We start from the raw sequence: 20,139 nt of genomic DNA, 5'->3' as shown, positions 1-20,139 counted from the left end.
CCCCCGCGAAAGCGGGGGCCCAGCTTGTTTCTTCTACTTTGTAGAAAGCTGGATTCCATTGAGGAGGTGCGAATGTCCCCCGGACGTTCGCAGCCCTGTCCGGGGGACAGGGCGGCCTCCCAATTTCGCGGGAATGACGACAGAGGATCAGGCGGAAAGCAGCAGCCCCGCCAGCGCCGCGCTCATCAGGTTGGAGAGCGAGCCGGCGAGCAGCGCCTTGAGGCCCAGCTTCGCGATCATCGGCCGCTGGTTGGGCGCGAGGCTGCCGGTCACCGCCATCTGGATCGCGATCGAGCTGAAATTGGCGAAGCCGCACAGGGCGAACGTCACGACCGCCACCGTCGCCGGCGACAGCGTCCCCTGCTGCGCGCCAAGGTCGATGAAGGCGACGAACTCGTTCAGCACCACCTTGGTACCGAACAAGGCGCCGGCATTGTCCGCCTCCGCCCAGGGCACGTTCAGCATGAACATGACCGGCTGGAACAGCCAGCCGAGAACCGCCTGGAACGAAAGTTGCGGATAGCCGAACCAGCCCCCGATCCCGCCCAGGATGCCGTTCGCCAGCGCCACCAGCGCCACGAATGCCAGCACCATCGCACCCACCGCCACGGCCAGCTTGACGCCGGTCTGCGCGCCCATCGCGGCGGCCATGATGATGTTGGCCGGCCGCTCCTCGCCATGTTCGGTCTCGTCGACCGGCTCGGGCTCGATCCCGAGAGCCGCCGGGTCGTCCGGCATGATGATCTTCGCCATCAATATGCCGCCCGGCGCCGACATGAAGCTCGCGGCGAGGAGATAGGGCAGAAGGTGCTGGCCGATCATGCTCGCATAGGCGCCGAGGATCGTCCCGGCGACGCCTGCCATGCCGACCGTCATGATGCAGAAGAGCTGCGCGGGCGTGAGGTTGGGCAGGAAGGGCCGGATGGTGAGCGGACTTTCCGACTGGCCCACGAAGATGTTCGCGGCCGATCCCAGCGATTCCACCTTGGTGATGCCGGTCACGAGCTGGATCGCGCCGCCGACCCATTTGATGATCAGCTGCATGATGCCGAGATAGTAGAGGATCGAGATCAGGCTGGCGAAGAAGATGATCACCGGCAGCGCCGCGATCGCGAAGCTGTTCGCGCCCATCTCCGGGCCGGCGAGCGGTCCGAAGATGAAATCCGTCCCCGCCTTGGCGTAGCCCAAGAGGTTGGAGACGCCGACCGACATGCCCTCAATCGCGCGGCGCCCCCAGGGCGTGTAGAGCACCAGCACCGCGACCCCCGCCTGCAGCGCGAAGGCGGCGCCGACCACGCGCGGCCTTATCCAGCGCCGGTTCGACGAAAAGGCGAAGGCGATGGCGAGGATCAGCAGGATGCCGCCGATGCCGATCAGGTACCTCATTTATGCCCCCACCCCAATTGCTTGGGCACTTTGATCGGATTTCACCCGTCATTCCAGCGAAAGCTGGAATCTTCCTTTTCTTCGTGATTCCGCACTTCTGCGTGCAGCGGGGAGGAGGCAAAGAGATTCCAGCTTTCGCTGGGATGACGAAACAAGTGCGCAGCCACTCACCAGACCATCTTCGCCTCCGCGGCGCCGATCGCGGCGCCAAGCTTGTCGATGACCTCGCCGATCTCGTCCGCGACCAGCAATTGCCCGCGCCGCGCCGGCGACATGAATCCGCTGTCGCGCACATGATCGAGAAAGGCGATCATGCCGTCCCAGAAGCCGTGGACGTTGAGCAGCGCGAACGGCTTGGCGTGATAGCCGAGCGCGTTCCAGCTCCACGCCTCGAACAATTCGTCGAGCGTGCCGATCCCGCCCGGAATCGCGACGAAGGCGTCAGTGAGCTCGGTCATCAGCGCCTTGCGCTCGTGCATCGTGTTGACGAGGTGCAGCTCGGTGAGCCCGCGATGCGCGACCTCCAGGTTGACCAGGGCCTGCGGGATCACGCCATGCACCTCGCCGCCCGCCTCCAGCACCGCATCGGCGACCACGCCCATCAGGCCGAGCCGCCCGCCGCCATAGACGAGCCCGATGCCGCGCGCCGCCATCTCTCGACCCAGCGCTGCCGCCGTCCCGGCGAAGGCCGGGTCGATGCCCATGGAGGAGCCGCAATAGACAGCGAGCCGCTTCATGCTTCGGCGGCCACCAACGCGCGGAGGTCGCCCTCGGGACGCGAGCCGAAATGCGAGATCACCTCGGCCGCCGCGATCGCGCCAATGCGCAGCGAGTCCTCGACGCTGCGGCCCTGCGCCTGCCCGAACAGGAAGCCGGCGGCGAATAGGTCGCCCGCGCCGGTCGTGTCGACCACGCCCCGGCCGATCCGCGCGATCGGGATGCTGGCCCGCCGGCCGCGCTCGATCGCGATCGCCCCGGCCTCACCCATCGTCACCACGACCAGCGGCACCTTCGCCGCGATCGCGTCGATCGCCGCGTCGCGGTCCGCAACATCGGCCAGCGCCCGGATCTCGTTCTCGTTGCCGAACAGCATGTCGATCGCACCGCTCTCGACCATCGCCATCATTTCGGCGCGGTGCGCGTCGATGCAGACGATGTCGGACAGGGTGAAGGCGACCTTCCGCCCGGCCTCATGGGCGATCCCCATCGCCCGCTCCATCGCCGCGCGCGGCCCGGCTGAGCGCCACAGATAGGCCTCGAGATAGAGGATCGCCGCGCCCCGGATCTGCTCAGGGTCGAGCGCATCGGCGTCAAGCTCGTGCGAGGCGCCGCGATAGGTGCTCATCGTGCGCTGCGCGTCGGGGGTGATCAGGATCAGGCAGCGTCCGGTCGGCAGGCCGTCGGCGCGCGCCGGGGTCAGGAACTCCACCCCGAGCGCGCGGATGTCATGCGCGAAGATCTCGCCCAACTGGTCGTCGGCGACCTGCCCGACGAAGCCGGCCCGCCCACCGAGCGCCGCCACCCCCGCCACCGTGTTCGCCGCCGATCCGCCGCTGGTTTCGCGCGCCTGGCCCATCCGCGCGTAGAGACGGGTGGCGCCGTCGGTGTCGAGCACCTGCATCGATCCCTTGACGAGCCCCTCTTCGACCAGGAACGCATCCTCGGCGGTGGCCTTCACATCGACCAGCGCGTCGCCGATCGCCAATACGTCCAAGCGTGTCTCCGTCACTCGATGGTGATGGCGGGAAAGCCCGGGGACGGAAAGCCCTTTTTGCGCGGCGGCAAAGCGGTTACGCCATTGCAATGACGACACCCGCCGCGCCCGCCATTTCCCGCTCGCTCTTCAGCTTCGCGATCTTCTATGGCGGCATGGTCTGCATCGCCGGCGTGCTCGGCAACAAGCAGGTCGCGCTGGGCCCGCTGGCGGTCGAGGCGGGCATCTTCGCCTTCCTGATGCTGGTGGTGACGTCGAGCGCGGTCGCCGAGCTGTTCGACCGCGAGACCGCCAACCGGCTCGTCCTGATCGGTTTCGTGCCATTGATCGCCTCGATGCTGCTCACATACCTCGTGCTCGGCCTCCCGGCCGCGCATGAAATGCCACCCGAGCGGCTTTCAGCGTTCGAGACGATCATGGGCTCGACGCCGCGCATCTGGCTCGGCGGCATCATCGCCTACGGCACGTCGCAGATCCTGAACGTCCTCATCTTCAGCCGCCTGAAGCGCGAGGGCGGCAAATTGCTCTGGCTGCGCGCCGGCGTGGCCTCGATCCTCTCGCAGATCGTCGACACCCTGCTCTTCATCACCATCGCCTTCTATGGCATCTTCCCGATCGGCGAGCTGCTGCTCGGCCAGATGCTGGCCAAGGTGGTCCTCTCCGCCGTGCTGGTGCCGCCGCTCATCTACCTGTTCGTGGCGATTGGGAAGAAGCTCGACGGGACGGGATGACCCGACTGCGGCTGCATCCGCCATGGTGGAAAGCAGGCAGCTGCGCGCTAGTCGATTTGCCATCTGATCGGCGAAACATCCACCTCACTAGCGATCGCGTTACCAGCCTCGTTCCTTGCCGGAGCGAAGCGAGCCCTCAGTTTGAAAAGCTCGCATGTGGCGCTGTCGAGCGCGGGTGTCGCACTCTGTACAACGGTACAGCTCGTGACCCGGCCCACTTCGGACACCAACAATCTTAGAATGACCGTCCCCTGTTCGCCTCGCGCTCGAGCCTCCGGCGGATAGTCGTCGATTGAGATGATAGTTCGCAGATCCATTCCGGGCGGCGGGAGAGTTTGATGTCGCGCAGGCGGCGCGGGAAACGTGGGGTCGCGAGGACTGTGGGCTACAGCTGGCCCAAGAATCGTCGTAACTAGCGCAGTTGCGAACACTAATGATTTCAACCGCATGGTCTCAAGCGCCTCCCTTGCCGACGGGATAATGGCTCGTTTGCTGAACGTTGGCGATAGGCCGAAAGCAGATACAGCTTGGCGTCAACCTACTCCCGCCACGCCCGTGCCGCGAGCCGCGACGGGGGCAGGCGGGCGTCGACCAGCGCCTCTTCGCGGAAGTCTGAATCCAGCACCGCGACCCGCACGTCGAGCGCGAACCAGCTCGTCTTCATCTTCACCTGCAGCTGGGCGTCGAGCGGGATGGCGAGGTCGCTGACCGCAGCGGCGCGCCAGAAATCGACCGCATTGTCCCAGCCTGCCGCCGGCCGCGACGCGATGATCCCCTGCGCCTTCGCCAGCCCCAATTGCCCCGGCGCCAGCATCGCCAGCAGCGGCGCCTGGCGCGGCAGCAGGGTGTTGACGTTGATCGGCGACAGATCGGTGGTCGGCAGCGCGCAGAGCCAGGGCTGCACCCGTGCGAAGATTTCCGGCGACATGCCGATGAGGCCCCGCGCCTCGGCGACGTCGGCGAACAGGGTGTTGCCGGTCCGCCCCGGCATGTCGCCGGTGCCGTAGGCGGCGTCCTCGGCGCCGATCGGGCCGGGATCGCCATCGCTGTCCGCCCAGTCCGCCGCCGCCTCGGCGATCCGCCGCGCGTCCGAGTCCGGCACCTGCAGCACCGTCATCAGCCCGATGAACTGGTTGACCCCCGTCGGTCGGCGCGCCAGCCGGGTGCGCGGGTCGCCCTCGACGACGCTATTGAGGTTGAAGCAATTGCCGCCGTCGCGCACCTGCACCGCCGCGACGCTGCCGTCCGGGAAGGGGATGCGACGGACGCTGCCATTCCAGTTGCCCGCCAGCGTGGTCTTGTCGCCGCCGCGCGAGATCAGGTCGTCGATGGTGAGCAGCCCCAGCTGCTCGACTCCGCTCGCATAGGCCCGCGCCTGATCGAGCGCGACGACATTGGCGGCCAGCGCCCGTGACAGCCGCAATTTTTCCATCGCCGCCGCCGCGATCGCCCCGGTGACGGCGACCAGCAGCAGCACCGCGAGCAGCGCCGCACCTCGCTCATGGCGCGGCACCTTCACCGCCCGATTCCCACGACGAACACTAGCCGGACCAGCCCGTGCCGCTCGGTGTCCGTCACCAGCTCGACCGCGGCCGGCAGCCGCGTGCCGTCGCCAGGTTCCCAGGTGTCGGTCCATTCGCCGGTCCGGTCGCGATAGCGTAGCCGCAGCGCGCGTACCCCCTCGAGCAGCGGCACCACCGCCGCCTCGCCGCCGCCGTCGACCCGGGCATAGGCGATCCGCCGGAGCTGCCCGCCCTCGAGCCGGTAGCCGACCCGCTGAAGCGCCGGCCCGTCCTCGTCGCCCGCGCTCCAACCGCGCCGGACGAAGGCCATCAGCGCCCCGCCACTTCCCGCCCCGGTGAAGGCCCGCTGCGGCCGCCCGTCACGGTCGCGCCAAGGCCGCGGCGCCGCCTGCGCCATGTCGGCGGTCAGCAGCGCGCTCACCCGCCTTATCTCGCCCAGTTCGGCGAGCAGCCGATCCGAGGTCTCCTGCGTCCGCGCGCTCACCGACAGCAGCGCCACTCCCGCCGCGGTCAGCATCCCGAAGATCGCGAGCGCGATCAGCATCTCGACCAGCGTGAAGCCCTGTTCCGCAGGCTCGAAGCCGTTGCGCCTCATTGCGCCCGCCGGAATATGGTGAGCCGCGCCCGCCCCGGGCCACCGGCCATGTCGACCACCGAGATCTCGATCTGCTGGATGCGCGCCTCGGGCGAGCGGGCGACATTGCGCGTCCAGGCCCAGCGCCGGTTGCCGTTCACCGCTTCGCCGGTCAGCGACCCGAAGGGCGGCGCGGCCGGATCGGTCAGCACCTCGACAGCGAGATTGTTGGCGACGATCTGCGCCATGGCCTGATCGTTGATCCGCGCGCTGTTCGCCGCCGTCGCCCCGCCCAACCGCAGCAGCGCCAGTGCCGCCAGGCTGAAAATGGCGAGCGCCACCAGCATTTCGATGAGGGTAAATCCCGCCTCGTTGCGCCTACCGCCGGACATGGATCGTCCCGTCGCTGCGGATTTCCACCGCCACCCGCCGCTCGCCCCGCCGCAGCGTCACGTAGAGCGGCTCGGCGAGCCCGGTCGAATCGAACCGCGTCCGCCCGCCCTCGACCGCCGTCCCCTGGACCCATTCGTAGGCCCCGGCCGGCTGCCATTCCCCGTCCACCCGCCGCGAGACGTCATAACCCGCCGCGGTCACGTCCAGCGCTGCCGCCCGCGACTCGATGATTGCGCCGTCGCGTGCCGCCTTGGCCCGGGCCGCGAACCGCTCGGCCTCGGATTGCAGGCTGCCCCCCGTCTCCGGCATCGCCAGCACCACCGCGGTCGCCGCCAGCGCGAAGATGACGATCACCACCATCATCTCGACAAGCGTAAAGCCGCGTTCCTGTTCGGGGTGCGTCGCCATCAGCTGCATGGCCCTATTCCAGTCCCGTTTCAGCTTGGTTGCAACCGCGTTGCAGCGCGGGCGCGATAGAAGAGGGCGAGCAGCCGCCCTGCCAGCGTCTCCGCCTCCCGCGCATCGAGATCGACGATCGCCTGATTGTGCATCGCCGAAGCGCCGGGCGTATCGATCAGCAGGCTGGCGAGCCTCAACCCGCGCTGCACCGGTCCGCGCGACAGGCGGATCGCCTGCGTCTTTTCGAACGGCAGGATCCACAGCCGCCGCTTGAAGAAGCCGTGGCTGACGAACAATGCCCGTCCATCCAGCGCATGGGCATGCCGCCGCCAGCGCAGCACTGCGAACACGAAGGCGACGAGCAGCGCCACCGCGCCGACCCCCGCCCACGGCTCGATCCAGATCGCGACCCCGCCGGCCAGCATGACGAGCAGCAGCCAGGGCGCCGCCTGCCGCAGCAGCGCTCGGCGCGGCGGCCCGTGAAACTCCCCTCGTGGCGGCGGCGCGGGAAAGCCGGCCTCGGCGAGGATCGGCAGCAGCTCGGCCATCCGCGCGAACGGCGCCGCCGCCTGCACGCCGCCCTCCTTGCGGTCAGCGCCGAGCGTCTGGAAGGACAGCGCATACCAGCCGAACAGGCGCCCGACCGGCCCGCTCTCGATCAGTGCCACCTGCGTGCGCCGCAACGGGATCACCACTTCGGTCAGCGTGAAGAGCCCGCGCTTGCGACGAAGCCCGGCTTCCGCCCGGGTCAGGCGAAAGCCGAAATTGGTCATCACCATCCGCACCACCCCGGCGACCAGCCCGAGCAGCAGCACGATGAACACGAAGCCGATCACGATGCGGATCGTCACCAGATGGGCGGCCTGATCGGCGCGCTCGGGCGTGACCCAGTCGCTCCATTCGATCAGGTTGAACTGGTCGAGATACTGGATGACCGCGCCGATCGCCGCGAGGAAGACCAGCGAGAAATTGAAGAGGCCGGCGACCAGCACCCGAGGCAGTTCCATGGCGAACAGCACCGGCTCTGTGATCGGCTCGGCCGACACCGCGTCCTCCACGGCGTGTGGCGCGAGCGCCTTGCCGCGCCGGATGCGATCGCGCAGCGCCTCGGCCTCGTCGAGCCCGACCATGTCAAGGCTGCCTTCGTCCGACGCCGATCCGCCGGTCTCGAGCTTGACCTTCGCCGTTCCGAACAGTCGCGCCAGCAGCCGTTGCTCGATCGCTATGTCCTGGATGCGGTCGAACGGGATGACACGGCGCTGGCGCTGGACGATTCCCTTCTCGATCACCACCTCGCCGTCCCCGACGGTGAAGGTGAACCGCCACCAGGCCAGGACGACGAACAGCGCGCCGATCCCCATCGCCACGCCCGCGAACATCGCGAAGCGATCCAGCCCCCGCTCGGCACCCGACGCGGCGATGCCGATTCCGCCGATCAGCATCTGCGGCACGATCCGGAGCCAGCGGGCGATCAGGGTGGCGGGATGCAGGCGGCTCGACACGGCCAGGGAATCGCTCACAACAAGTCCTGTCGAATCTGCGCCCGGATCCGGTCGCGCATCCGCTCCGCGTCGGTGCGGGTGAGGCCGGGCAACGAGACCTCGGCGCTGCGCGTGCCGGCGGTGTGGAGGCTGAGCGTCGCCACCCCGCAGCTCCGCTCCACCGGCCCCTGCGAGATATCGATATGCTGCACCCGGCCGAAGGGAATCACGGTCGTCACGCGTTGGAAGAGGCCATGACGGATGAACAGCTCGTCAGCGCTTTCGCGATAGCCCCAGGCCCGGTAGCGCCTGCCGGGGAGGACGATCACGCCGATCAGGGCAAGCAGCGCCATGACCGCCGGCGCCAGCCCCTGCGGCACTGGCGTCTCGCGGATCGGCCCGATGTCCAGCGCCGCCACCGCGATCACCGGAATCAGCAGCGCGACCGCGAAGCGCACGCGCAGCACCGTTCGCTGGCGGGGATCTAGGGCAGTCAATGCGGCTCCGTCATGGAACCCGCCCGCTTCGTCCGATGTTTCGTCCGTCTGCACGCGTCGCCTTTCACTGGTGGGCGCACTTGTCGTGACATTCCTCGTCGCACAGGGAAAGAGGGGCGGCAGGTTCTTTTGGGGGTTCATTGGGGAGTCGTTGATGGGTTCGAAGGGTTTCGTGCGCGCCGTGCTGGTGGGCGCGGGCGTCGCAGTGCTGGCGCTGGCCGCCATCTATCTGGTTCGCCAGTTCACCAATCCTGCTCCCCCGCCCGAAGCCGTCAACGACTTCAACCCCGCCCGCTTCGTCGCTGAGGGACCGCCGCTCGACGCGCCCTATGTCGTCACCGACTATGAGGTGGTCGATGCGATGCTCGCCATGGCCGCCGTCCGCCCCGAGGATGTGGTCATCGATCTGGGCTCCGGCGACGGCCGAATCCTGATCGCCGCCGCCCGCAGCCATGGTGCGCGAGGTCTCGGCGTCGACATCGATCCGGCGCGCATTACCGAATCGAACGCCAACGCCCGCGCCGCCGGCGTCACCAGCAGGGTCGCGTTCCGCCGCCAGGACCTGTTCGAAACACCGCTCGCCGAGGCGAACGTCCTCACACTCTACCTCGCTCCGGAGATCAACCTGCGCCTGCGCCCGCGCATCCTCGCCGAAATGCGCCCCGGCACCCGCGTCGTTAGCCATGATTTCGACATGGGCGACTGGCGCCCGAACGAGCGCCAGATGGTGGGCACCGCCAGCATCTACATGTGGATCGTCCCCGCCAATATCGAAGGTCGCTGGACGCTGAGCCGTGGCGACCGCTCGGTGACGCTCACTCTCGACCAGCGCTTCCAGGACTTCAGCGGGACGATCGCGGCGGGCGGGCGGAGCACGGCGATCGAACGCGGCGAGATCACCGGCGATCTCGTCCGCTTCACCGCCAATTTCGGAAATGGCCGCCGCATTTTCGAAGGCCGCCTCGATGGCAACCGGATCGTCTCGACCGATCCCGATCGCCCGTGGCAGGCGGTGCGCGCCTCCTGATGCCTGCCGCGCTGGCCGGACTCGCGCTCGCCTGGGGCGTGATGCTCGTCTTCGGCGGGATGGAGTTCGATCGCGGCCTGCTCGTCCTGGGCTATGCCGGCGGCGCGCCATGGCTGAGCGGGGCCGCGCGGATCGTCACCCGCCTCGGCGACGGCCCGGTGCTGATCGGATTCACTTTGGCCATCGCCATCTGGCTGGCCTGGCGCCGCGACTGGCGGGACGCCGTCGTGCTCGTCGCGATCACCCTCTCCGGCCGCCTGCTCGTCGAACTCCAGAAGGCCTGGACGGCGCGTCTGCGCCCCGACGCCAACGAGCATCTCGTCCAGGTCAGCAACCTCTCCTTCCCGAGCGGCCATGCCGCCAACACGACGATCGTGCTGCTGACCCTCGCCGTGCTCCTGCCCGTCGGCGAGCGCGGCCGCTTCTTCGCCATCTGGCTCGCCGTCCTGCTGGCGCTGCTCGTCGGGGTGAGCCGGGTGATGCTCGGCGTCCACTGGCCGAGCGACGTGATCGGCGGCTGGAGCTTCGGTCTGTTCTGGACATTGCTCCTGCTCCGCCTGACTGGTCACACGATCGACGACGGGACGTCGCCGCCGCCCGGATTCGCGCCGCGCTGAGCCGCTCCGGCGCTGGACATCGCCCCGCAATCGGGCGAAACCGTCTCACATGAATACCTACAGCCAGCACTATATCGACGGCCGCTGGACCGACAGCCGCGGCACGCAGCGCCATGATGTGGTGAACCCGGCCACCGAGGAGGTCGCGTCGATCGTCACCCTCGGCAATGCCGGGGACGTCGACGCCGCCGTCGTCGCCGCCCGCCGCGCCTTCCCCGCCTTCTCCCGCACCAGCCGCGAGGAGCGCGTCGTGCTCCTCGAGAGGATCATCGCCGAGTACAAAAAGCGCATTCCCGACATCGCCCAGGCGATCTCGGAGGAGATGGGCGCACCGATCACGCTCGCCGCCACGGCCCAGGCCGGCGCCGGCCTTGGCCATCTCGTCGCCACGCTCGATGCGCTGCAGACCTTCGAATTCGAAACCTCCGCGGGCAATGGTCGCGCGGTCCACGAGCCGATCGGCATCGTCGCCCTGATCACGCCGTGGAACTGGCCGATGAACCAGATCGCCGCCAAGGTCGCCCCCTGTCTCGCCGCCGGCAATTGCGCGATCCTGAAGCCGTCCGAGCAGACCCCCGGATCGGGCGCGATCTTCGCCGAGGTGCTCGACGCCGCCCGTGTCCCGCCCGGCGTGTTCAACCTCGTCCAAGGCGACGGCCCCGGCGTCGGCGAGGCGCTCGCCCGCCACCCCCGGATCGACATGGTGAGCTTCACCGGTTCGACCCGCGCCGGCATCCTCGTCGCCCGCAACGCCGCCGATACGGTGAAGCGCGTCCACCAGGAGCTCGGCGGCAAGTCGCCCAACCTCGTCCTCCCCGGCGCCCCGCTCGACAAGGCGCTGCGCGGCGCCGCCGGCGGCGTGCTCATGAACTCCGGCCAGAGCTGCATCGCCCCCACCCGCGTCCTCGTCCACCGCGACCAGTATGACGAGGCGGTCGGAAAGCTCGCGGCGATCTTCGAGGGCAAGGGCATCGGCGATCCCGCGCAGGAAGGCGACCATATCGGCCCGGTCGTCAACAAGGCCCAGTTCGACAAGATCCAGGGCCTGATCGCCAAGGGCATCGGCGAAGGCGCGCGCGTCGCCGCCGGCGGCCCCGGCCGGCCCGAGGGCAGGGACAAGGGCTATTATGTCCGCCCAACCGTCTTCGCCGACGTCACCAACGACATGACCATCGCCCGCGAGGAGATTTTCGGCCCCGTCACCGTCGTCATCCCCTACGACACGCTGGAGGAGGCGGTCGAGATCGCCAACGACACCCCCTACGGCCTCAGCGCCTATGTCGCCGGCGATCCGGCGGTGGCGCGCGAGATCGTGCCGCAGCTGCGCGCCGGCAGCGTCTGGGTGAACGCCGGCGGCATCGATTTCAACGCCCCGTTCGGTGGCTACAAGCAGTCCGGCAACGGCCGCGAGTTCGGTCGGTTCGGAATTGCCGAGTTCATGGAGGTGAAGGCGATCATCGGCGATCTTCCCGCGGACGCACAGGCGGCGGAGTAGCGGAGGCTTGATGACCTGAACCGTCATTGCGAGCAGAGCGAAGCAATCCAGCACGGAGCGGGCGCCGATGGATTGCTTCGTCACTACGCTCCTCGCAATGACGACGATACGGGAAGAGCTTCACCCTTTCCGCAGCACCACCGAAAGGTTGTTCGCCGGCATCGGCACCACCGCCTCGAGCGCGAAGCCGTGCGCTTCCGCCGCCGCGACGACCGCCTCCAGCTCGCGCAGCCCCCAGTCCGGGTTGCGCGCCCTCAGACTCTCGTCGAACGCTTCGTTGCTCGGCGCCGTCGCCACCCCGGCCTGCCGATAGGCGCCGTAGAGGTAGAGCGGCGCGCCGGGCGCCAGCAGCCGCTCCGCGCCGCGCAACAGGCCCACCGTCGCCGCCCAGGGGCTGATATGGACCATGTTGATGCAGACGAGGGCGTCCGCCGCCTCGACCGGCCAGTCGTGCGCCCGCGCGTCGAGCGACAGCGCCGGCAGCAGGTTGGACAGGCCCACATCCGCCCGCCACGCCTCGGTCGAACGCACCGCGGCCGGTTCCGGATCGCTCGGCTGCCAGAGCAAGTTCGGAAACTCGCGCGCGAAATGCAGCGCATGCTCCCCTGTCCCGCTCGCCACCTCCAGCACCAGCCCGCGTTCGGGCAGCACAGTGCGCAGCACCTCGGCGATCGGCGCGGCATTGCGCGCGACATGGGGCACCGAGCGGCGGTCCTCGCTCATGCCAGACAGGTCATCCCGGCCCTTCGACGCCGCCTGCGGCGTCGCTCAGGATAAACTCCGGCCGGGAACTCGGGACGAGAAAACGCAAGCTCCAGTGCAGAGCCCTTCTTTCCCGAGATGCCAGCCTGCGCTGGCATGACGTTATTCCGCCGCCTCGGCCTGGCCCGGCGCGCGCCATGCGAGCACCGGCTTGCGCGCCGCCGCCGTCTCGTCGAGCCGTCGCCGGGGCGCATGGACCGGCGCCGCCTTCAGGCTCTCATCGCCCGCCTTGGCGCGCTCGGCGACGCTCCTCAGCGCGCCGATGAACTGGTCCAAGGTCGCCTTGCTCTCGGTCTCGGTCGGCTCGATCAGCATCGCACCGTGGACGACCAGCGGGAAGTACATGGTCATCGGGTGGAAGCCCTCGTCGATCAGCGCCTTGGCGAGATCGAGGGTCGAGAGGCCGCCCGCGAAGCCCTTGTCGCTGAACAGGGCCTCATGCATGCACGGCCCCGATGCCCCGAACGGCGCGTCGAGCACGCCGTCGAGCCGGCGCAGCACGTAATTGGCATTGAGCACCGCATCCTCGGCAACCTGCCGCAGGCCGTCGGCGCCGTGGCTCAGGATGTAGGTGAGCGCCCGGGTGAACATGCCCATCTGACCGCTGAACGCCGCCATCCGGCCGAAGCTGGATGCATGATGCTCGCCTGCAGTCTCTTCCTCGACCAGCACATATTGCTTGCCCTGAAGCTCGACGAACGGCAGCGGCGCGAATGGCGTCAGCGCTTCCGAGAACACCACCGGCCCCGCGCCCGGCCCGCCGCCGCCGTGCGGGGTCGAGAAGGTCTTGTGCAGGTTGATGTGCATCGCGTCGATGCCGAGGTCGCCCGGCCGCACCCGGCCGACGATCGCGTTGAAGTTGGCGCCGTCGCAATAGACGAGGCCGCCGGCGGCATGGACCGCCTCGGAAATCGCCTTCATGTCCGGCTCGAACAGGCCGCAGGTGTTCGGGTTGGTGATCATCACCCCCGCGACGTCCGGCCCCAGCCGCGCCTTCAGCGCGTCGAGATCGACGCGGCCGGCGGCATTGGCCGGGATGTTCTCAACCCGGTAGCCGGCGAAGGCCGCCGTCGCCGGATTGGTCCCGTGCGCGCTTTCCGGCACGAGGATGACTTCGCGCGCATCGCCGCGCGCCTCCAGCGCCGAGCGGATCGCGAGCAGGCCGCACAATTCGCCGTGCGCGCCCGCCTTCGGGCTCATCGCGACACTATGCATGCCGGTCAGCCTGATCAGCCATTCGCCCAGTTCGGCGATCACGCCCAGTGCGCCCTGCACCGTGTCGACCGGCTGGAGCGGGTGGATGTCGGCGAAGCCCGGCAACCGCGCGACCTTCTCGTTGAGCCGCGGATTGTGCTTCATCGTGCACGAGCCGAGCGGGAACAGGCCGAGATCGATCGCGTAATTCTGGCGCGAAAGCCGCGTGTAATGGCGCACCGCCTGCGGCTCGGTGAGGCCGGCGAGGCCGATCTCCTTGTTGCGCTCCAGCCCGCCGAGCCGCGACACGCCGCCCGCGACGTCGTCGAAATCGACGCCGGTCGTCTGCGTGTCGCCGATCTCGAACAGCAGCGCCTCTTCCAGCATCAGCGCCTTGTTGCCGGTATAGGTCGCACCGGCATCGTCGTTCGAGGCCGCGCCCATTTCGGGCCGCCAGCCGCCCTGGTTGATCGTCATCGGGAAAGCTCCGCAAGCTCCCTCTCCCCGGTGGGGAGAGGGTTGGGGTGAGGGGGTTCTGAGTCAGAGAGTAGCGACAAACGCTGCACCCCCTCACCCTGCCCTCTCCCCGCCGGGGAGAGGGGAAAAAGGCTGGCGCTCGTCATGCCAGCACGCCTTCCAGCGCCTTGGCGAAGGCGCCGATATCCTCGTCGGTGACGGTCTCGGTGACCGCCACGATCAGCCCGTTGGCGAGGTCCGCCTCGCCTGGATAGAGCCGCCCGAGCGAGACGCCGCCGAGCACGCCCGCCTCGGCGAGCGCACGCACCGCCGGCCGCGCCTCCTTCGACAGCTTCAGCGTGAATTCGTTGAAGAAGCTGTCGTTGACCAGTTCGACCCCCGGCAGCTGCGTCAGCCGCTCCGCCGCGGCGACGGCGCGGGCGTGATTGGCCGCAGCCAACTGCCGCAGCCCCTTCTCGCCGAGCAGGGTCATGTGGATGGTGAAGGCGAGCGCGCAGAGGCCCGCATTGGTGCAGATGTTGCTGGTCGCCTTCTCGCGCCGGATATGCTGCTCGCGGGTCGACAGTGTCAGCACGAAGCCGCGCTTGCCCGCGGCGTCGACCGTCTCGCCGCACAGCCGCCCCGGCATCTGCCGCACATATTTCTCGCGGGTCGCGAACAAACCCACATAGGGCCCGCCGAAATTGAGGCCGACGCCGATCGACTGGCCCTCCCCGACGACGATGTCCGCCCCCATCTCGCCCGGCCCCTTGATCGCCCCCAGCGCCACCGGCTCGGTCACCACCACGATCAGCAACGCGCCCTCGGCATGGCAGCGGGCGGCCAGCTCGGACAAATTGCCGATCCGGCCGAGAATGTCGGGATATTGCACCACGACCGCGCTGGTCTCGCCATCGATCCGGTCGATCAGGCTGCCCGTGTCCGGCGCCGCGTCGAGCGACGGCACCGCCGTCTCCAGCACGTCCCCGGTGAACTTCGCCATTGTCTTCGCAGTCGAGACATAATGCGGGTGGAGCCCGCCCGAGAGGATCGTCTTCTTCCGGCGAGTCACCCGCCCGGCCATCGCGATCGCCTCCCAGCAGGCGGTCGAGCCGTCATACATCGAGGCGTTGGCGACCTCGCAGCCATAGAGCCGCGCGACCTGCGTCTGGAACTCGAACAGCGCCTGCAGCGTCCCCTGCGCGATCTCCGGCTGGTAGGGCGTGTAGCTGGTGAGGAACTCGCCGCGCTGGATCAGGTGGTCGACGCTCGCGGGAATGTGGTGGCGATAGGCGCCCGCCCCGAGGAAGAACGGCACGTCGCCCGCGACCATGTTCTGCCTGGCGAGCCCACGCATGTGCCGCTCGACCGCCAGCTCGCTGGCGTGATCGGCCAGCCCTTCGATCGTCCCGGCGAGCCGCGCCGCCTCGGGCACGTCGACGAACAGATCGTCGATCGACTTGACCCCGACCGCCGCCAGCATGTCGCGCCGATCATGGTCGGAGAGGGGGAGATAACGCATCATCAACTCCAATCTTCAGAGCGGCTTGCGCATCGAAAAGCGCAGCCGGACATAATCGGCAAACCAGCTTCCGTCAGACTTCTGCAGGATATCGGCGAGCCGCTTCTCCACGCCTGCCGCCACATCCTCACGTTCCCATTCGGGGACCATCGCAACCTCGAGCCAGCCGGCGCGGAAGGTCGTCACCCAGCCAGCGACGCCCGTCGGCAATGGTGTCGGCCGCTCGAACAGCTCGGCCCGGACCTCCCCGAACCCGGCGGTGCGGTAGAGGCGGGTGAATTCCTCGACGGTCGGATACCATTGCGGATCCTCGTCCGGCACCGGATGGCCGCGCTCCGTCAGCTCGGCGCGGATGCCGGCGCGCAGCGTGGCGATATTGCCCGCCCCACCCATCTCCCCGACGAAGCGCCCGCCGGCCTTGAGCGACGCGAAGACGCCGCTCGCCACCGCATCGGGATCGAGCATCCAGTGCAGCGCCGCATTGGAGAAGACGGCGTCGAATTCGCCGAACTGCGCCGCCTGCCCTTCCAGGTAGAGCGCTTCCGCATCGCCGACGAAGGCCTCGATCCCGCCCGCGCGCGCCGCCTCGACCATCTCGGGCGAGGAATCGATGCCGATCACCTGCGCGCCGGCCGCAATGATCTTCTCGGTCAGCGCGCCGTCGCCGCAGCCGAGATCGAGGATCAGCTCGCCCGGCTTCGGATCGAGCAGCGCGACCACCGCCTCGCCCAGCGCCGGCACGAACGCGCCGTTGCGGGCATAATCGGCCGGCGACCATTGGGAGGAGGTGTTGATCACAGGCGTTCGATCCTACTGGCTGTCGCAGAACGCCTTGTACTGCGCGGCGTCCATCAGGTCGCCGAGCTCGTGATTGTCGCTGAGCGTGAGCTTGAAGAACCAGCCCTCGCCCTCCGGATCGGTGTTGACCAGGTCGGGCTGGTCGACGAGCGCCTGGTTGCCGGTGACGATCGTGCCGCTGACCGGGGCATAGACGTCGCTCGCCGCCTTCACCGATTCGACCACTGCCGCCTCGCCGCCCTTGCTCACTGCACGGCCTGCGTCGGGCACCTCGACGAATACGACGTCGCCCAATTGCCCCTGCGCGAAATCGGTGATGCCGACCGTCGCCTCGTCGCCCTCGACGCGCACCCATTCATGTTCCTTGGTGTAATAGACGGTCATTTCGGCGCTCCCTTCCGATGATAGCGATGGGGGACGAAGGGCATCGGCACGACCTTCGCGTTAAACAATTTGCCGCGCTGCGACAGGAGGACGCTTGCGCCCGGGGCCGCCGCCGCGGCGGGCACATAGGCCATGGCGATCGGCGCCTCGGTCGAGGGCGAGAAGCCGCCGCTCGTCACCTTGCCGACCTCGTTGCCCTCGCCGTCGACAACCATGGCGCCCTCGCGCACCGGCTGGCGCCCCTCGACCGCGAGGCCGACTCGCTTGCGGATCGGGCCGTCAGCGAGCTCGCGCGCGATCCGGTGCCAGCCCGGAAAGCCGCCTTCCTCGCGCCGCCGCTTCGACAGTGCGAAGACAAGGTCGGCCTCGACCGGCGTCGTCGAGAAATCGAGGTCATGGCCGTAGAGCGGCAGTCCCGCCTCCAGCCGCAGCGAATCGCGCGCGCCGAGACCGATCGGCTTCACCTCGGGCTGGTCGGCGATCAGGGTCGCGATGTCCTCAACTGCGCGCGCCGGCACCGAAATCTCATAGCCGTCCTCGCCGGTATAGCCGGAGCGGCTGATCCACGCCGGAACCCCGGCGATCGTGAACGCCCCGGCAGTCATGAACGTCAGGTCCTCGACCCCGGGCACGAGCCGCGCCAGCACATCCACCGCCTTCGGCCCCTGCAGCGCGAGCAGCGCCTGCTCCTTCATATGGTCGAGCACCGCGCCACGCGGCAGCCGCGATTCCATGTGGGCGATGTCGCCGTTCTTGGTCGCGCCGTTGACCACCAGGTAGAAATGGTCGCCGCGCCGCGTCACCATCAGGTCGTCGATGATGCCGCCATCCTCGGTCAGCAGCAGCGAATATTTGGGCTTCGAATCTTTCAGGATGGCGAGGTCGGCGGGAAGCAGCGCCTCCAGCCCCTTCTCCGCCTCGGCGCCGGCGACGATCACCTGGCCCATATGGCTGACGTCGAACAGGCCGGCTTGCTCGCGCGTCCATTTGTGCTCGGCCATGATCCCTTCATATTGGATCGGCATGGCATAGCCGGCGAATTCGACCATGCGCGCGCCGCGGGCGCGGTGCCACTGGTCCAGGGGGAGGGTCTTTTCGGGCTCGCTCATGCTCGGCTCCAGAACGCATCGGTCGCGTTTGCGCCCCACCGGCGCCAACATCCAATGCCCCCTCTGTCACCGGGACCTGAGAGCTTTCACCGGCCCCCTGCGGCGAGCCGACTTACCCCTTCGGTGGGATGCGCGGCACTTTCGCCACCATCCGCTTTCCAGAGCGTCCTCGAGCGCGCGGTCCTTCTGCCTGAGAGATTCCGGGGCGGTTGCTCCTTCGGCGGCAGCGGTTCCCCGCCACTCTCTCCCGCGCGTCCTTACGGACCGGCAGGCCATGACGCAGGGCCGAGCGGGTGTCAATCGGTTGACGCGGCGGAGCCGCTCAAGTCTCCTGCAGGCTGGCGATCATGTCATCCCACACGAGAGGCAGCGCAACCGCAGCCCCAGTCGCCCAAACGACCCACAGCATGATCGCGAGGATATCGGCGAGCTTCCCGAGCCTCTCGGGCGACAACGACAATATGCCGGCATGCCCCGCCATGGCCAGAAAGGCGCGGGTGAACAGTGGTGCGATCGCGAAAGCGAGGATGAGAAATCCGCCCAGAATCATCGCCAGCGTCGCATCCTTGGCGGTGGGGAAGACCAGATGCACAATCCATGACCCGCCGACCGTGATCGCGATGCCCAGGCAGGCGATCAACACGAAATATCGCGATCCAATCAGCATGGCGTCATCCACCTTTCCGAATCGTCAGCGTCCTCAGCTCACGTCCGCGGCGCCCAGCCCGATGGCGCGAGCGTGAATCCGTCGAATTCGAATGCCGGCGAGACAATGCAGGAGACCAGCGCCCAGCCGCGGTCCGCATCCGCCGCCTGCCAGTGGTGCGGCGGAATCCTGAGCTGCGGCACCTCTCCGGCCAGCACCGCCGCGCCGAGCCGGACATGGCTGACCGGCCCGGCATCGCCCGGCGCGGTGCTGACCCGGAGCGGGCTGCCGGCGTGGAACAGCCAGAGCTCGGTCGCGTCCACCTTGTGCCAGTGCGAGCGTTGCCCGGCCTCGAGCAGGAACAGGATCGCGGTCGCGCTGCCTCGCGCGCCCTCCGTCGCCTCCGCCCGCCAGGTCTCGCGATACCAGCCGCCCTCGGGGTGCGGCTGAAGATCGAGCTCGCGGATCAGGGCCTGAGCCTCGGTCATGCCGCCCGTCTCTCCGGGTGGTCCCTATCCCCGCTTCTGCTCATCGGTGACGAGCCGAACCAGCGGCTGGAGCGCCGGGGTGTAGCGGGCCAGCACCTCATGGTCCTCGGCCGTGTCGATATGGCTGACGAGGTTCCGGCCGTTCCACCAGTGGAGCGCGTAATAGGGATGGTCGGCGATGATCATCGGCCGCTCGTCGGGCTGCTCGGGGTCGATCGGCATCAGATCGAGCGCGACCTGCGGCGCAGTCGAGGGGCACACCGTCAGAGGCTTGCCCGCCCAGGTGGTGGTGATCGCGCGATGGACATGCCCGCCGATCAGGCCGACGATGTTGGTCCGCGGTCCGATCGCGTTGCGCAGCCGCACCGCCCAGCCCGCCTCCGGATCCTCGGTCAGCCAGGGAATGCCGGTGTCGAATGGAGGATGGTGGAGCGCGATCAATGTCGGCCGCTCGGGGTCTTCGTCGAGCCGCGCCTCCAGCCAGGCCGCTCGCGTCTCGCAATAGGCGCCGCCGTGCCGCCCGATCTGCAGCGTGTCGAGGACGAGGATGCGCAGGTCGTAATCCTCGATCGCATACTGGATGAAGCCGTCGCCGGCATGGGGATGGTCGGGAAAGGCGGCGAGGAAGGTCTCGCGCTCGTCATGATTGCCCATCGCCGAGAAGACCGGGAAGGGCAATTGCGCGATGCCCTCCCTGTAGCGGAGATAGGACTGGGCGTCATTGCCGTCGTCGGCAATGTCGCCGGTGACGAGCAGCAGATCCGGCCGCGGCCGCAGACCGGTCAGCACCCGTAGCGCGGAATCGAAGCGCTGGCGATTGAACTCGTCCAGATTGTCCGGATCGAATCCGAGGTGCAGGTCGGTGATCTGCGCGATCAGCATCCGGTCATCGTGCCCCAGCCGCGGGACGGGGGCAATGCGACGGCCGCACCGGTCCGCACGC

At 68.5% G+C, this 20,139-nt stretch carries 23 protein-coding genes and 1 riboswitch; of the genes, 4 read left to right on the top strand and 19 right to left on the bottom strand.

The features are described 5' to 3' along the window. Positions 1-147 precede the first annotated feature (147 nt). The 3 genes from RCO27_RS15740 to RCO27_RS15730 all read right to left on the bottom strand — a co-directional run bounded on the left by RCO27_RS15740 (position 148) and on the right by RCO27_RS15730 (position 3,115). Complete coding sequence (locus RCO27_RS15740) at positions 148-1,386, bottom strand: nucleoside transporter C-terminal domain-containing protein (RefSeq protein WP_309003651.1); 1,239 nt, start codon at positions 1,384-1,386, stop codon at positions 148-150. A 167-nt stretch (positions 1,387-1,553) separates the two neighbouring features. Then, a complete protein-coding gene (locus RCO27_RS15735; RefSeq protein WP_309003650.1) occupies positions 1,554-2,123 on the bottom strand; it encodes a TIGR00730 family Rossman fold protein in 570 nt (189 codons plus the stop codon). Next, positions 2,120-3,115 (bottom strand): adenosine kinase, encoded by a 996-nt coding sequence (locus RCO27_RS15730; protein WP_309003649.1) that lies wholly within the window; start codon positions 3,113-3,115, stop codon positions 2,120-2,122. The genes RCO27_RS15735 and RCO27_RS15730 overlap by 4 nt, the downstream gene beginning before the upstream one ends. 74 nt (positions 3,116-3,189) lie before the next feature. On the opposite strand from RCO27_RS15730, the gene RCO27_RS15725 reads away from it, so the two are divergent. Further along, a complete protein-coding gene (locus tag RCO27_RS15725) occupies positions 3,190-3,831 on the top strand; it encodes a queuosine precursor transporter (protein ID WP_309003648.1) in 642 nt (213 codons plus the stop codon). 47 nt (positions 3,832-3,878) lie between these two features. On the opposite strand, the gene RCO27_RS15720 is transcribed toward RCO27_RS15725, so the two are convergent. From RCO27_RS15720 to RCO27_RS15690, 7 genes are all read right to left on the bottom strand, one after another. After that, positions 3,879-4,148 carry an energy transducer TonB gene (locus RCO27_RS15720; protein WP_309003647.1) on the bottom strand — a complete coding sequence of 90 codons (270 nt, stop codon included), beginning with the start codon at positions 4,146-4,148 and terminating at the stop codon, positions 3,879-3,881. A 221-nt stretch (positions 4,149-4,369) separates the two neighbouring features. Continuing rightward, on the bottom strand, positions 4,370-5,350 hold the full coding sequence (gene gspK / locus RCO27_RS15715) for a type II secretion system minor pseudopilin GspK (protein ID WP_309003646.1): 981 nt from the start codon (positions 5,348-5,350) through the stop codon (positions 4,370-4,372). Beyond that, positions 5,347-5,949: a type II secretion system minor pseudopilin GspJ gene (gene gspJ / locus RCO27_RS15710; protein ID WP_309003645.1), complete on the bottom strand. Its 603-nt coding sequence runs from the start codon at positions 5,947-5,949 to the stop codon at positions 5,347-5,349. Before gspJ ends, gspK begins: the two co-directional genes overlap by 4 nt. Further along, on the bottom strand, positions 5,946-6,320 hold the full coding sequence (gene gspI / locus RCO27_RS15705) for a type II secretion system minor pseudopilin GspI (RefSeq protein ID WP_309003644.1): 375 nt from the start codon (positions 6,318-6,320) through the stop codon (positions 5,946-5,948). Before gspI ends, gspJ begins: the two co-directional genes overlap by 4 nt. Continuing rightward, positions 6,307-6,738 (bottom strand): prepilin-type N-terminal cleavage/methylation domain-containing protein, encoded by a 432-nt coding sequence (locus RCO27_RS15700; RefSeq protein ID WP_309003643.1) that lies wholly within the window; start codon positions 6,736-6,738, stop codon positions 6,307-6,309. Before RCO27_RS15700 ends, gspI begins: the two co-directional genes overlap by 14 nt. A gap of 20 nt (positions 6,739-6,758) precedes the next feature. Next, the gene (locus RCO27_RS15695) at positions 6,759-8,240 is read right to left on the bottom strand and encodes a PH domain-containing protein (RefSeq protein WP_309003642.1); all 1,482 of its coding nucleotides are present in this window, start codon (positions 8,238-8,240) and stop codon (positions 6,759-6,761) included. Then, positions 8,237-8,698, bottom strand: coding sequence for a PH domain-containing protein (locus tag RCO27_RS15690; protein WP_309003641.1), 462 nt, complete (start codon positions 8,696-8,698; stop codon positions 8,237-8,239). Before RCO27_RS15690 ends, RCO27_RS15695 begins: the two co-directional genes overlap by 4 nt. A 154-nt stretch (positions 8,699-8,852) precedes the next feature. On the opposite strand from RCO27_RS15690, the gene RCO27_RS15685 reads away from it, so the two are divergent. Genes RCO27_RS15685 through RCO27_RS15675 form a run of 3 tightly spaced genes read left to right on the top strand, consistent with a single transcriptional unit; the run spans position 8,853 to position 11,837 of the window. Next, positions 8,853-9,725, top strand: a complete 873-nt coding sequence (locus tag RCO27_RS15685; RefSeq protein WP_309003640.1) for a methyltransferase domain-containing protein — start codon at positions 8,853-8,855, stop codon at positions 9,723-9,725. Then, complete coding sequence (locus tag RCO27_RS15680) at positions 9,725-10,342, top strand: phosphatase PAP2 family protein (RefSeq protein ID WP_309003639.1); 618 nt, start codon at positions 9,725-9,727, stop codon at positions 10,340-10,342. The genes RCO27_RS15685 and RCO27_RS15680 overlap by 1 nt, the downstream gene beginning before the upstream one ends. 49 nt (positions 10,343-10,391) lie before the next feature. After that, entirely contained in the window at positions 10,392-11,837 is a 1,446-nt protein-coding gene (locus RCO27_RS15675; protein WP_309003638.1) for an aldehyde dehydrogenase family protein, read from the top strand. A 120-nt stretch (positions 11,838-11,957) separates the two neighbouring features. Here the strand turns inward: RCO27_RS15675 and RCO27_RS15670 are convergent, their stop codons facing one another. The 9 genes from RCO27_RS15670 to RCO27_RS15630 form a co-directional block, all read right to left on the bottom strand. Further along, the gene (locus tag RCO27_RS15670) at positions 11,958-12,560 is read right to left on the bottom strand and encodes a DUF938 domain-containing protein (RefSeq protein ID WP_309003637.1); all 603 of its coding nucleotides are present in this window, start codon (positions 12,558-12,560) and stop codon (positions 11,958-11,960) included. 141 nt (positions 12,561-12,701) lie between these two features. Next, positions 12,702-14,270: an aminomethyl-transferring glycine dehydrogenase subunit GcvPB gene (gcvPB, locus tag RCO27_RS15665; protein ID WP_309003636.1), complete on the bottom strand. Its 1,569-nt coding sequence runs from the start codon at positions 14,268-14,270 to the stop codon at positions 12,702-12,704. A 142-nt stretch (positions 14,271-14,412) separates the two neighbouring features. Further along, complete coding sequence (gcvPA, locus tag RCO27_RS15660) at positions 14,413-15,771, bottom strand: aminomethyl-transferring glycine dehydrogenase subunit GcvPA (RefSeq protein ID WP_309003972.1); 1,359 nt, start codon at positions 15,769-15,771, stop codon at positions 14,413-14,415. A 15-nt stretch (positions 15,772-15,786) separates the two neighbouring features. After that, the gene (locus RCO27_RS15655) at positions 15,787-16,569 is read right to left on the bottom strand and encodes a class I SAM-dependent methyltransferase (protein WP_309003635.1); all 783 of its coding nucleotides are present in this window, start codon (positions 16,567-16,569) and stop codon (positions 15,787-15,789) included. Between the two features lie 12 nt (positions 16,570-16,581). Then, the gene (gene gcvH, locus RCO27_RS15650; RefSeq protein WP_309003634.1) at positions 16,582-16,953 is read right to left on the bottom strand and encodes a glycine cleavage system protein GcvH; all 372 of its coding nucleotides are present in this window, start codon (positions 16,951-16,953) and stop codon (positions 16,582-16,584) included. After that, positions 16,950-18,062, bottom strand: a complete 1,113-nt coding sequence (gene gcvT / locus RCO27_RS15645; RefSeq protein ID WP_309003633.1) for a glycine cleavage system aminomethyltransferase GcvT — start codon at positions 18,060-18,062, stop codon at positions 16,950-16,952. The genes gcvH and gcvT overlap by 4 nt, the downstream gene beginning before the upstream one ends. Before the next feature lie 168 nt (positions 18,063-18,230). After that, a riboswitch (glycine riboswitch) is annotated at positions 18,231-18,322 on the bottom strand. A gap of 62 nt (positions 18,323-18,384) precedes the next feature. After that, a complete protein-coding gene (locus RCO27_RS15640) occupies positions 18,385-18,729 on the bottom strand; it encodes a hypothetical protein (protein ID WP_309003632.1) in 345 nt (114 codons plus the stop codon). Positions 18,730-18,767: 38 nt separating this feature from the next. Beyond that, positions 18,768-19,196 (bottom strand): cupin domain-containing protein, encoded by a 429-nt coding sequence (locus tag RCO27_RS15635; protein ID WP_309003631.1) that lies wholly within the window; start codon positions 19,194-19,196, stop codon positions 18,768-18,770. 24 nt (positions 19,197-19,220) lie between these two features. Beyond that, positions 19,221-20,078 (bottom strand): phosphodiesterase, encoded by an 858-nt coding sequence (locus tag RCO27_RS15630; protein ID WP_309003630.1) that lies wholly within the window; start codon positions 20,076-20,078, stop codon positions 19,221-19,223. Between the last annotated feature and the right edge of the window lie 61 nt (positions 20,079-20,139).

It is taken from the genome of Sphingosinicella sp. LHD-64 (genome assembly GCF_031157375.1).
Taxonomy (GTDB): domain Bacteria; phylum Pseudomonadota; class Alphaproteobacteria; order Sphingomonadales; family Sphingomonadaceae; genus Allosphingosinicella.
The sequence above is the reverse complement of the archived record's forward strand: the minus strand, read 5'-3'. Positions and strand labels throughout refer to the sequence as shown.

Coding starts and splice junctions, on each gene's coding strand:
- gcvPB (WP_309003636.1), bottom strand. CDS start 14,270: ATGACGATCAACCAGGGCGGCTGGCGGCCCGAAATGGGCGCGGCCTCG.
- RCO27_RS15725 (WP_309003648.1), top strand. CDS start 3,190: ATGACGACACCCGCCGCGCCCGCCATTTCCCGCTCGCTCTTCAGCTTC.
- gspI (WP_309003644.1), bottom strand. CDS start 6,320: ATGTCCGGCGGTAGGCGCAACGAGGCGGGATTTACCCTCATCGAAATG.
- RCO27_RS15740 (WP_309003651.1), bottom strand. CDS start 1,386: ATGAGGTACCTGATCGGCATCGGCGGCATCCTGCTGATCCTCGCCATC.
- RCO27_RS15700 (WP_309003643.1), bottom strand. CDS start 6,738: ATGCAGCTGATGGCGACGCACCCCGAACAGGAACGCGGCTTTACGCTT.
- RCO27_RS15635 (WP_309003631.1), bottom strand. CDS start 19,196: ATGACCGAGGCTCAGGCCCTGATCCGCGAGCTCGATCTTCAGCCGCAC.
- gcvH (WP_309003634.1), bottom strand. CDS start 16,953: ATGACCGTCTATTACACCAAGGAACATGAATGGGTGCGCGTCGAGGGC.
- gcvT (WP_309003633.1), bottom strand. CDS start 18,062: ATGAGCGAGCCCGAAAAGACCCTCCCCCTGGACCAGTGGCACCGCGCC.
- gspJ (WP_309003645.1), bottom strand. CDS start 5,949: ATGAGGCGCAACGGCTTCGAGCCTGCGGAACAGGGCTTCACGCTGGTC.
- RCO27_RS15630 (WP_309003630.1), bottom strand. CDS start 20,078: ATGCTGATCGCGCAGATCACCGACCTGCACCTCGGATTCGATCCGGAC.
- RCO27_RS15720 (WP_309003647.1), bottom strand. CDS start 4,148: ATGGATCTGCGAACTATCATCTCAATCGACGACTATCCGCCGGAGGCT.
- RCO27_RS15675 (WP_309003638.1), top strand. CDS start 10,392: ATGAATACCTACAGCCAGCACTATATCGACGGCCGCTGGACCGACAGC.
- RCO27_RS15685 (WP_309003640.1), top strand. CDS start 8,853: ATGGGTTCGAAGGGTTTCGTGCGCGCCGTGCTGGTGGGCGCGGGCGTC.
- RCO27_RS15735 (WP_309003650.1), bottom strand. CDS start 2,123: ATGAAGCGGCTCGCTGTCTATTGCGGCTCCTCCATGGGCATCGACCCG.
- RCO27_RS15640 (WP_309003632.1), bottom strand. CDS start 18,729: ATGCTGATTGGATCGCGATATTTCGTGTTGATCGCCTGCCTGGGCATC.
- RCO27_RS15680 (WP_309003639.1), top strand. CDS start 9,725: ATGCCTGCCGCGCTGGCCGGACTCGCGCTCGCCTGGGGCGTGATGCTC.
- RCO27_RS15670 (WP_309003637.1), bottom strand. CDS start 12,560: ATGAGCGAGGACCGCCGCTCGGTGCCCCATGTCGCGCGCAATGCCGCG.
- gcvPA (WP_309003972.1), bottom strand. CDS start 15,771: ATGCGTTATCTCCCCCTCTCCGACCATGATCGGCGCGACATGCTGGCG.